Genomic DNA, 10,846 nt, shown 5'->3' with positions numbered 1-10,846 from the left:
CCGCCGCCCGGCCCACTCCTCAGCCCGCGCCGAGCCAGACGCCGCTCGTGCAGGAGAATGTGCCGGAGGAAACGCAGCCTTCAACCCCTTCGCCCCCCGCCGCCGCGCCGGAGCCAGAAACGACAGCGCCAGTAGCGCCGGTGCAGCCCGCGCCGGAGCAGCAGCAGGAGACTTCCTATTGGCCATGGATCGCCGCGGCGCTTGCGTTGCTCGCCGGGGCGATCGGGGCAGTGTGGCTGCTGCGCCGCAAGCAGCCTGCTGCCGATGAGACCAATGAAACCGGGGCGGACGAGGAGGCAGAGGGCACGCCTCCGGCCGCTCCGCCGCCGCCGGTTCCATCTCCCCGGTCCGCAGTCCGCCCAGCGCCGCCGCCACAGACGGGGCCCCGCCCCTGGATCGACCTGTCGATGGACGTGCGCAACGCGCGCCTGTCGTTGATGGGCGTGACGATCGGCTATGAACTGACCCTGCACAATCGCGGAGATCGCGCGGCCGAAGACATTCTGGTCCGCAGCCTCATCGCCAATGCGGACAGCGATCAGCAGGCGTCGTTCCAGCAATTTTTCGCAGGGACGGCCGGGCTTCCCACCCATTCCGTTGTCTCCATCGCGCCGGGGGAAAGCCACAGGCTGAAAGGCGAACTGCGCCTGCTGCCCGACCAGATCAGGCCGGTCCAGATGGAAGGACGCACGCTGCTTATTCCGGTGGCGGCATTCGACGCGCAATATCGCTGGACCCGTGATCAGGGCGATGCAGGGATCGGCCGCACGGGTCAGGCCTTCATCATCGGGCAGGAAAAGTCGCCGCCTGCCGAGCGGCTGTCCCCCTTCCGCACGGACCTTGGCCCGCGCCAGTACCGCATGCCCGGAAGCCGCGCGACCACGCTCAACCTCGCAAGCTGAGGGCAGCAGGGGAGAAGCCCCTTCCCACCGCTCGAGGCCGCTCCTAGAAAGGCAGGGAACGGCAGCTAGAGAGAGGCGGCTTTGGATATATTGGTTTCGACCCAATGGCTGGCGGGTGAACTGGGCAAGGGCGGCCTGCGCATCCTGGACGCCAGCCTGTTCCTGCCGGGCGACCCGCGTGATGCCCGTGCCGAATTCGAGCAAGCCCATATTCCTGGCGCGGTCTTTCTCGACCTGCCCACGCTGTGCGATGCGGACGATCCCCGCCCCGGCATGCTGCCCTCCGACGATTTCATGACCGAACGTTGCCGCGCGCTGGGCATCGGCAGCGACGACCGTATCGTGGTGTATGACAACAGCCCGACGCACAGCGCGGCGCGCGCATGGTGGATGATGCGCCTTTATGGCGTCGGCGCATCCGCCGCGATCCTGGACGGCGGCCTATCCAAATGGGTGGCGGAAGGGAGGCCCACCGAAAGCGGCTGGGCCACCATCCCGCGCGGAAACGCCATCGCTCGCCGCGCGGAAGGACAGGTGTGCACCAAGGACGACCTGCTCGCCAATCTGCGCGGCGGACCGGCGCAGGTCATTGACGCGCGCAGCGCCGCCCGCTTTTCAGGCGAGGACAAGGAGCCGCGCCCCGGCATGACGTCTGGCCATATACCGGGGTCGCGCAACATCCCCTCGTCCACCCTCTTCCTCCCCGACAACAGCATGAAGACGGGCAAGGAGTTGCGCCGCCTGTTCCAGGATGCGGGCGTCGATTTCGACCGGCCTGTCATCACCAGTTGCGGCAGCGGGGTAACGGCCGCGATCCTGCTGGCGGGCCTCGAACTGCTCGGCAAGACGGACGTCTCCCTTTATGACGGCAGTTGGTCGGAATGGGGCATGGACCCGGACACGCCCAAGGCGGTTGGACCGGCATGAGCGGCAAGGAAGGCGGCGAGGATCAGCGGCGGCCGCTGACGAAACTGGCGCAGGCGGGCCGCCGGGCCGAATGGACCAGCATGCCTGGCCAGCCGGGCAGCATCGTCAATCCGCCGGTGTGGCGGGCTTCGACGATCCTCTATGACGACGTCGCCCATCTGCGGCAGGCGGCACGGACGAGCACGCATGAGCGGCTGTTCTACGGCCGCAAGGGCACGCCCACCGCCTGGAGCCTTGCCGACGCGCTGACCGAAATGGAACCGGGCGCTGAAGGCACGATGCTCTTTCCCTCCGGCGTGGCGGCGATCGCCTGCGCGCTGATGGCGGTCCTGAAGCCGGGGGATCAGTTGCTGATGGTCGACAGCGCCTATGACCCGGCCCGCAATTTCTGCGAACAGATGCTGCGGCCGCTGGGCATCGACACCGTCTATTATGATCCCACTCTGGGTTCGGGCATAGCGGACCTGCTGACCGGCGCGACCCGCGCCATATTTCTGGAAAGCCCAGGCAGCCTGACCTTCGAAGTGCAGGATATCCCAGCCATCACCGCGCTGGCGCGGGAGAAGGGCATCGTCACCCTGGCGGACAATACATGGGCGACGCCGATCTTCTTCCCTGCCCTGGCGCATGGCGTGGACATTTCGATACTGGCCTGCACCAAATATATTGTCGGCCATAGCGACGTGATGATGGGTTCCGTCACGGCAACGCCAGCGCTGTTCCCCGCCGTCCAGCGGTCCGCCTATCTGTTCGGGCAGATGACCAGCCCAGACGACGCATGGCTGGCCTCGCGCGGGTTGCGGACATTGGGGGTGCGCCTCAACCAGCATCAGGATAGCGCGCTGACGGTCGCCCAGTGGCTGTCGGGCCAGTCCGGTGTCGCGCGCGTGCTTCACCCGGCCCTGCCCTCCTGCCCCGGGTACGACATCTGGCGGCGCGACTTTTCCGGCTCCAGCGGCCTTTTCAGCTTCGTTCTGGACGGGGGAGACGAGCAGGCGCGCGCCGCTCTGATCGACGGCCTCGACCATTTCGGCATTGGGTATAGCTGGGGCGGCTTTGAAAGCCTTGCCCTGCCGGTCGATCCGGCGCGCCACCGCACTGCCACCCGGTGGGAAGCGGAAGGCCCGGCTGTGCGGCTGAACATCGGACTGGAGGACCCCGCCGACCTCATCGCCGATCTGGAACAAGGCCTCGCCCGCTTTCGCGCGGCACGCGGATGACGCCACAGCTGCCCGATCTGCTGGCGCTGCTGCCCGGTGATCCGGCCATCGTCCATCCGCTGGTGGCGGCAGCGCTCGCTGCCCTTGTCTATCTGGCCGCCGACGCCCTGTCGCACATCGCCGCGCCGCGTCTCGGCCGCCGCTTCGCCTCGCTTCGGGAAGCGCTGGACGGGCATCTGCGGCCTATCTTGCGCCACGTGCTCGCCAGCGGTCTGCTTGCCATCTGCGTCGCCCTCTGGCCGGTGGGCGGTCCGGCGCATCTGGTCCTGGGCGGAGCGCTCGCTCTGGCGATCGCGCTGCTCGCCCGGCATATATTGCGCAGTCTCGCCATCCCCTATCCCGCCGTCATCCCGCTGGCCGTGCTGCTGTTCGTCATGGTCCTCTCCGGCAGCAGCGGCGGTTTTGCGCCTGTGGGGGACATGCTGGACGAGATCGGCGTCGATCTTGGCGCGCGGCGCGTCACCCTGCTCGGCCTGATCAGCATGGCGGCGATCTGCGTCGCGCTGTTCGCGGCGGTGCGCCTCACGAACCGGGTGGTGGGACGCAGCATCGCCCATAGCAAGGGGCTGGACGCCACGCAGAAGCTGCTGGCGCAAAAGCTGGGCGCGATAGCCGCCGTGGTGGTCGCCTTCTTCGTCGGGATCGACCTTCTGGGAATCGACCTCACGGCCTTCACCGTCTTTTCGGGCGCACTTGGCTTGGCGGTCGGGTTCGGCCTGCAAAAGACCTTCGGCAATCTGATCGCGGGCATCATCCTGCTGATGGACCGGTCGATCAAGCCGGGGGATGTCATCGTCGTGGGCGAAAGCTTTGGCTGGGTGAACAAGATCGGCGTGCGTGCCGTGTCCGTGATCACGCGCGACGGCAAGGAACATCTGATCCCCAACGAAAATCTGATGACGCAGGAGGTGGAGAACTGGTCCTATTCCGACCGCAATGTCCGCATCCGCATCCCCGTAGGCGTCGGCTTTGACAGCGATCTTCAGCTTGCCCAGCAGTTGATGTTGCGCGCCGCGCAGGAAAGCCCGCGCGTGCTGCGCAATCCCAAGCCCAATGTGTGGCTGACGAACTTCGGCGACAATCGCGTCGAACATGACATATTGGTGTGGATCAGCGATCCCGAAAGCGGCGTCGGCAACGTCAAGTCCGACGTGCTCAATCGTCTGTGGCTGCTGTTCCGGGAAAATGGTGTCACCATCCCCTATCCGCAGCGCGTCCTGCATCAGGCGGCAATGGGCGAAAGGTCCGATTGATCCGCCAGTCGGGGCCTTTTGTCCTGGCTGCTTCTTTCCGGGTCGTCTGATGCCGCCGGCCGCTCTATATAGGGCCTATGCCATCCCTTCTGCTGCTCCTGATCTTTCTTGCCACCGTCGCCGCGATGGAAGGCTTTGCTTATGTGATGCATCGCTGGGTGATGCACGGCCCCGGCTGGTTCCTGCATGCAAGCCATCACCGGCCCCGCACTGGCCTGTGGGAAGCGAATGACGTCTATTTCGTGATCTTCGCTATCCCCTCCATCCTGTTGCTGCTGGGCGGCGTGCAATGGGGCTGGGGTGACTGGGCGACGGCGTGCGGTGCAGGGATCGCGGCCTATGGTATGATCTATCTCGGCTTTCACGACATCATCGTCCATCGCCGGGTCGCGCACCGCTACGTCCCGCGCTCTCGCTACATGAAGCGGATCGTGCAGGCGCATCGGCTGCATCATGCGGTCGGCACCAGGCTAGGCTGTGTCAGCTTCGGCTTCCTCGTCGCGCCGCGCCCGGAACAGTTGAAGCGCGAACTGGCGCGCAGCGGTTCCGCCCGCCGCGACGCCGCTGCATCATCCGCGGACCCTTAACGCGACCAGCGCGCCCAGATGGCGGTCGGCAGCAGCAGGCCGCGCGCCTCCTCACGGACCGCAAGCTCCCCAGCCTCGACGGAGCCGGGAAGACCGGCGAACGCCTGCCGCACCAGCTCGCCAATCGCCAGCGCGGACATGCGCACCGCATAGACCGTCAGGAACAGGAAACGGCTGTCGGCATCCAGAAGCTGGCGGCAATGGGCGATCAGCCCCGGCAGATCCTCCTCCAGCCGCCAAATCTCGCCATCCGGCCCCCGGCCATATTTGGGAGGATCGAGCAGAATGCCGTCATAACGCCGGCCCCGCCGCACCTCGCGGCTGACGAACTTGGCGGCATCGTCGACGATCCAGCGAACCGGCCTGTCTTCCAGCCCAGATAGCGCAGCATTGGCGCGCGCTTGGGCCACCGATTTCTTGGACGCGTCGACATGCACCATCTGCGCGCCCGCCGCTGCCATCGCCAGCGTGCCCACGCCCGTATAGCCGAACAGGTTCATCACCTGCGGATCGGCCTTGTCCGCGACCTGCTCCCGCATCCAGCTCCAGACCGGCGCCATGTCGGGGAAGAAGCCAAGATGGCGGAAGGGTGTGCAACTCGCCTGAAAGCTCACCTCATTCCAGCGCAGGGGCCAGCCTTGCGGCGGCACCGGCCTGGGGTGGACCCAGCGGCCGCCGCCATCCTCATCGGAACCGGGAACGAATTCGCCGTCAGCCCTCCAATCGGACTGCGCAGGGGCCCACATCGCCTGCGGCTCCGGCCGGATGAAGCGATAGCGGCCGTATCGCTCCAGCTTGCGGCCATGCCCCGAATCGATCAGCCCATAGTCCGGCCACGGTTCACCGATGAGCGTTTGAAGCGTCATGCCCGCGGCGTGGCGCGCTCCGCGACATAGGCGGTCACGGCGTCAAAGGTGCCAGGCAGCTTGGCATAGGCCTCCTCGCGCGCGAAAAGGTCGCCCATGCGCGGCGGCAGCGGCGGGCGCATGCCCGTGGCGCGCTCCACCGCATCGCGGAACTTGGCGGGATGCGCCGTCGCCAGCGTGACCACCGGGATGCTGGGGTCCAGTTCCAGCGTGCGCGCGGCGGCAAGGCCGACCGCCGTGTGCGGATCGATGATCTGGCCCGCGCCGTCGAATGCCCAGCGGATGGCCATGTTCATGGCATCGCCATCGACCCGCGCTGACGTGAAAAGCTGCCCTGCCCCCGCGCGCTGCGCATTGGTCAGCCGCATCGACCGGCTGGTTTCGAATCCCTTCATCTGGGCCGCCAGCGCCGCGCCGTCACGATCGCCCGCATCGAACAGTAGCCGCTCGAAATTGGAACTGATCTGAATGTCCATACTGGGGGTGGCCGTCTGCACCACTTGTCCCTGGCTATAATCGCCCTCCGCCAGAGCGCGATGCAATATGTCGTTGACATTGGTCGCGACCATCAGCTTGGCGACGGGCAGGCCCATGCGCGCGGCCACATAGCCCGCGAAGACATCACCGAAATTTCCGGTCGGCACCGAAAAGGCCACCGTCCGTTCCGGCGCGCCCAGCCGGACGGCGGCGTAGAAATAATAGACCACCTGCGCCATCAGTCGCGCCCAGTTGATGCTGTTCACGGCCGACAGGTTGAAGCGCTTTGAAAAGGCGGCGTCGTTGAACATCGCCTTCACGAGCGCCTGCGCATCGTCGAAACTGCCTTCGATCGCGATATTGTGCACATTGGGCGCGCGCACCGTAGTCATCTGCCGCCGCTGCACGTCCGACACCCGGCCTTCGGGATGGAGCATGAAGATGTCGATCTTCTCACGCCCCGCCACCGCATCGATCGCGGCGGAGCCCGTGTCGCCAGACGTTGCCCCCACGATCGTCAGGTGATCGTCCCGGCGCGACAGGAAGCGTTCGAACAGTTGCCCCAGCAATTGGAGCGCGACATCCTTGAACGCCAGGGTGGGCCCATGGAACAGTTCGAGCAGCCAATTGCGGTGGTCGAGCTGGACCAGCGGCGTCACCGCCTGATGACTGAAGCGCCCATAGGCCGCGGCGCACAGTTCCCGCAGTTCCTCTTCGCTCAGCGATCCGGCGACGTATGGCGCCATGACACGCACGGCAGTTTCGACATAGGACAGCCCGGCGAGCGCGCGAATCTGGCTGGGGGAAAAGCTGGGCCAGCTTTCGGGGACATAGAGTCCTCCGTCGGACGCCAGCCCCGCCAGCGTCACATCCTCAAAACCCAGCGCGGGCGCGCTTCCCCTGGTGCTCACATATTGCATGATGGGAAAGCGCGGTAGCGGTGCGGCGGCCATGGAGCAAGCGTTTACAACGGACCGGCAGGTGGAACGCGCCTGCGCACGGCCAGAAGGTAGATGATGGCGGCGACGGCGGCAAAGAAGAACCACTGCACCGCATAGGCCAGATGATTGTTCGGCACATCTTGCGGGCTGGGCGGCGCCACGGGCTTGAAACCCGAAGGGGCCTGCCCGGCGATCAGCATCGGCCGCAGCGGCAGCGCCTTGCCCCCGATGCGCGACAGCAGCGAGCGGTGATCGGGTTCCTCGGAGATCCAGCCACGCACATGGCCGCCGTTCCATGCCGGTTTCAGATCCGGCTTCTGCGCGACGCCAAGGGCGATCAGAGCGCCCGGCCCCTCCGCCCCCGTCGCACATTCAGCGATATAGCGGTAGCCGGTGGAACCGTCAGCCGCGCGTCCCGCCTCGGTCCGCCAGCCTGTGACGCGAAGGCATTGCACCGAAGATCGGCGGAACAACAGATCCGGCGGGACCGGCGCAATGGCGGGATAGCTGATCGACGGCCTGGCCGGATTCGAAGCTGCGAGCGCGAGCATCGCGTCCTTTTCGCCGCGCCGCTGCAACTGCCATATGCCAAGGCCGATCATCACGGCGATGGCCGCGGCAACTATCAGGCTGGGGATCAGGGGAAGCCGCATCCTGCTCATGAACGCCTGTCCTCCATGATCCGCCCTTCCCGCGCCTTGTTGCGATATTCCAGGATGAGCAGCGCACTCTTGGCGATGCGAAGGCTGCCCACCACCGCCGCAACCGTCAGCGGGGTCCACAGCAGCAGGTGAACCCAGAGCGGCGGATGCAATTTGAGTTCAACGGTCAGCGCCATCGCGACCATGACCGCTCCGACGATCAGGGTCAGGAATGCGGCGGGGCCGTCACCGACGTTGAACTGGCCATAATCCAGCCCGCAAACGCGGCAATGGGATGAAAAGCCCACGGACCCGGCGAACAGCGTGGCCTCATCGCATCGGGGGCAGCAGCCGCGCGATGCCGCGATGATCAGCGGAGGGGAGGAAGGCGTGGCCGGGCCGGACGATGACATGGCGCAGGCATAGCCTCACCCGCGTCAAAAGAAAACGGCCGGGGTGACCGGCCGTTCGCTCTTAATATTTCCTTTGAACTCAGCCGCCGTGCACCGGCGCGCCCCAGCCGCCCCAGACATAGATGGCGACGAACAGAAACAGCCAGACCACGTCGACAAAGTGCCAATACCAGGCGGCAGCTTCGAAGCCGAAATGCTGGCGCGGGGTGAAGTGCCCCTTATAAACGCGGATCAGGTTGACGATCAGGAAGATGGTGCCGACCAGAACGTGGAAACCGTGGAAGCCGGTCGCCATATAGAATGCCGAGCTGTAGGGGCTGCCGCCGAACGGGAAAGGCGCATGGGCATATTCATAGGCCTGGATCGAGGAAAAGAGCAGGCCCAGGATCACGGTCAGCCATAGGCCGGTCTTCAACCCTTCGCGGTCGCCGTGGATCAGCGAATGATGCGCCCAGGTCACCGTCGTGCCCGAGCAGAGCAGGATCAGGGTATTGAGCAGCGGCAGCTCGAACGCGTTCATGACTTCCACGCCCTTGGACGGGAACATGCCCTCAATCGGCGGAAGCTGGCTGGGGAAAAGCGCGAAGTCGAAGAAGGACCAGAACCAGCCGACGAAGAACATCACTTCCGACGCGATGAACAGTATCATGCCGTAGCGCAGATGCAGCTGCACGACAGGGGTATGATCGCCGGCATGCGCTTCGGAAATCACATTCGCCCACCAGCTGTACATAGTGAACAATACGCCTGCGACACCGATCAGGAACACCCAGCCGCCACCGGCGGGCATCGCGTCGGGATGCATCCACATGATCGCGCCAAAGGCCATCACCAGCGCCGACATGGAACCAAAAAATGGCCAGATGCTGGGCGGGAGAATGTGATAATCGTGGTTCTTGGCGCCTGCCATGACGTGCTCTTCCCTGTTCGCGGTTCGCGTTATTGTGCTTGCCTTAGCTTGGCTTCTTGTCCTGCTCAACAGGATAGAAGGTGTAGCTCAGCGTAATTTCCTGCGTGTCCCGATTGTCCGGGTCGGCCAAAATCTTGGGATCGACATAATAAAGGACGGGCATCCTTACCTCTTCGCCAGGCTGCAACGTCTGCTGAGTAAAGCAGAAACACTGGATCTTCGTGAAATAAGCGCCAGCCTGCGTGGGGGTGACGTTGAAGCTCGCAGTGCCTGTAACCGGCTTGTCCGACATATTCTTCGCAATGAAGATCGCCATGTCGCGCGCACCGACCGTCACCGTGTCGGTGGGATGTTCGGGGTAGAATTTCCACGGCATGCCCGGCTGCACATTGGAATCGAATCGAATCGACATGCTGTGGCCGACCGCCGCGCGGACATTGACATCGCTCGATGCCCGCTGCGTCGTGCCGCCAAAGCCGGTCCGTTCACAGAAGATGCGATAGAGCGGCACCGATGCGAAACCCAGGCCGAGCATCGCAAGGCCGACCCCGGCCATCGTAACCAGCGTGCGCCGGTTGCGGCGTTCCCGATCGAAGGGCGACGGCGGCAGGCTGGCCATCATTGTCCCCCATCCATCTTCGCTATGGTGATCGCGTAAAATAAAATGACCAGCGCGCCCAGAAGCAAGCCCATCACGATGGCGCGCGACTTCTGGCGGCTGCGCACCTGCTCGTCCTCCTCAGGCGTCATGCCAGCAGCCAGCGGTCAGCAACGACCGCCCCGAACAGGAGGAAAAGATAAAGGATCGAATATTTGAACAGCCGCTTTTCCGGCTGCATCCGGCTGGGATCGGTCTCCCGGCGGCGTAGCACCTGGAAGGCGAAGACCGCGAACAGACCCGTGCCCAGAAGCGCCGTCACACCGTAGATCAAGCCGGTAAGTTTCAGCAGAACCGGCGCCATCGCCGCCACCGCCATTATCGCCGTATAGAACCAGATCTGCCGCCGGGTCGCGACCTCGCCCGCAACGACGGGGAGCATCGGGATGTTGGCGGCGGCATAATCCGTCTTCACGAACAGCGCGAGCGCCCAGAAATGCGGCGGCGTCCAGAAGAAGATCAGCATGAACAGGGCGACCGGCAGGGCCGTGATATCGCCCGTCACCGCAGCCCAGCCGATAACCGGCGGAAATGCGCCCGCTGCACCGCCGATGACGATATTCTGCGTCGTGCGAGGCTTCAGCCAGATGGTGTAGACGAAGACATAGAACAGGATCGACACCGCCAGCACCGCTGCGGCGAGCCAGTTGGTGGCCATGCCCATCAGCAGCACGGAGAAGAAGGACAGGCCCACGCCGAAATGAAGCGCGGACTGGCGGTCCATACGTCCAGCGGGCAGAGGCCTGCTGGCGGTGCGCTTCATCTTCGCGTCGATGTCGGCTTCATACCATTGATTGAGCGCGGCCGCCGCGCCAGCGCCCAGGGCGATGCAGAGGATCGCGGTGAAGGCAAGCACGGGATGCAGATGCCCCGGTGCCGCAAGCAGGCCGCACAGGCCGGTGAAGACCACCAGCGTCATCACGCGCGGCTTCGTCAACGCGACAAAGTCCCGCCAGTGAGCGGGAATTGCGGGAGCCGTGCTCCTGCCCATGTACGGCGAACTAGCCATATGCTCCTCATGCAGCAGCCCGGCGCGACATGATGCGCCGGG

13 protein-coding genes are annotated in these 10,846 nt (G+C 65.1%); 5 read left to right on the top strand and 8 right to left on the bottom strand.

Annotated features, from left to right (window positions below; translation table 11 throughout):
* The 5 genes from L288_RS43505 to L288_RS36755 all read left to right on the top strand — a co-directional run.
* Positions 1-902 (top strand): hypothetical protein (locus L288_RS43505; RefSeq protein ID WP_161625671.1); only part of this gene is annotated, 902 nt, incomplete at its 5' end.
* A gap of 81 nt (positions 903-983) precedes the next feature.
* Entirely contained in the window at positions 984-1,829 is an 846-nt protein-coding gene (gene sseA / locus L288_RS36770; RefSeq protein ID WP_021239136.1) for a 3-mercaptopyruvate sulfurtransferase, read from the top strand.
* Complete coding sequence (gene metC / locus L288_RS36765) at positions 1,826-3,049, top strand: cystathionine beta-lyase (RefSeq protein ID WP_021239135.1); 1,224 nt, start codon at positions 1,826-1,828, stop codon at positions 3,047-3,049. Before sseA ends, metC begins: the two co-directional genes overlap by 4 nt.
* Positions 3,046-4,302, top strand: coding sequence for a mechanosensitive ion channel family protein (locus tag L288_RS36760; RefSeq protein WP_021239134.1), 1,257 nt, complete (start codon positions 3,046-3,048; stop codon positions 4,300-4,302). The genes metC and L288_RS36760 overlap by 4 nt, the downstream gene beginning before the upstream one ends.
* Positions 4,303-4,379: 77 nt before the next feature.
* Positions 4,380-4,889 (top strand): sterol desaturase family protein, encoded by a 510-nt coding sequence (locus L288_RS36755; RefSeq protein WP_021239133.1) that lies wholly within the window; start codon positions 4,380-4,382, stop codon positions 4,887-4,889.
* Here L288_RS36755 and L288_RS36750 read toward each other — a convergent pair.
* From L288_RS36750 to L288_RS36720, 8 genes are all read right to left on the bottom strand, one after another.
* Positions 4,886-5,755: a class I SAM-dependent methyltransferase gene (locus L288_RS36750; RefSeq protein ID WP_021239132.1), complete on the bottom strand. Its 870-nt coding sequence runs from the start codon at positions 5,753-5,755 to the stop codon at positions 4,886-4,888. The genes L288_RS36755 and L288_RS36750 overlap by 4 nt on opposite strands.
* Positions 5,752-7,152, bottom strand: a complete 1,401-nt coding sequence (gene thrC / locus L288_RS36745) for a threonine synthase (protein WP_031304653.1) — start codon at positions 7,150-7,152, stop codon at positions 5,752-5,754. The genes L288_RS36750 and thrC overlap by 4 nt, the downstream gene beginning before the upstream one ends.
* Before the next feature lie 44 nt (positions 7,153-7,196).
* Positions 7,197-7,835, bottom strand: coding sequence for an SURF1 family protein (locus L288_RS36740; protein ID WP_021239130.1), 639 nt, complete (start codon positions 7,833-7,835; stop codon positions 7,197-7,199).
* The gene (locus tag L288_RS36735) at positions 7,832-8,227 is read right to left on the bottom strand and encodes a DUF983 domain-containing protein (protein ID WP_021239129.1); all 396 of its coding nucleotides are present in this window, start codon (positions 8,225-8,227) and stop codon (positions 7,832-7,834) included. The genes L288_RS36740 and L288_RS36735 overlap by 4 nt, the downstream gene beginning before the upstream one ends.
* Before the next feature lie 79 nt (positions 8,228-8,306).
* Positions 8,307-9,137 carry a cytochrome c oxidase subunit 3 gene (locus tag L288_RS36730; protein WP_021239128.1) on the bottom strand — a complete coding sequence of 277 codons (831 nt, stop codon included), beginning with the start codon at positions 9,135-9,137 and terminating at the stop codon, positions 8,307-8,309.
* A gap of 43 nt (positions 9,138-9,180) precedes the next feature.
* Positions 9,181-9,756 (bottom strand): cytochrome c oxidase assembly protein, encoded by a 576-nt coding sequence (locus tag L288_RS36725; protein WP_030540363.1) that lies wholly within the window; start codon positions 9,754-9,756, stop codon positions 9,181-9,183.
* Positions 9,756-9,887, bottom strand: coding sequence for a hypothetical protein (locus tag L288_RS44145; RefSeq protein WP_021239126.1), 132 nt, complete (start codon positions 9,885-9,887; stop codon positions 9,756-9,758). The genes L288_RS36725 and L288_RS44145 overlap by 1 nt, the downstream gene beginning before the upstream one ends.
* Complete coding sequence (locus L288_RS36720; RefSeq protein ID WP_031304652.1) at positions 9,884-10,804, bottom strand: heme o synthase; 921 nt, start codon at positions 10,802-10,804, stop codon at positions 9,884-9,886. The genes L288_RS44145 and L288_RS36720 overlap by 4 nt, the downstream gene beginning before the upstream one ends.
* Between the last annotated feature and the right edge of the window lie 42 nt (positions 10,805-10,846).

It is taken from the genome of Sphingobium quisquiliarum P25 (assembly GCF_000445065.1).
In the GTDB taxonomy this organism is placed as follows: Bacteria; Pseudomonadota; Alphaproteobacteria; order Sphingomonadales; family Sphingomonadaceae; genus Sphingobium; species Sphingobium quisquiliarum.
Note: the sequence above shows the minus strand (reverse complement) of the source record. Positions and strands in the feature narration are given on the sequence as shown.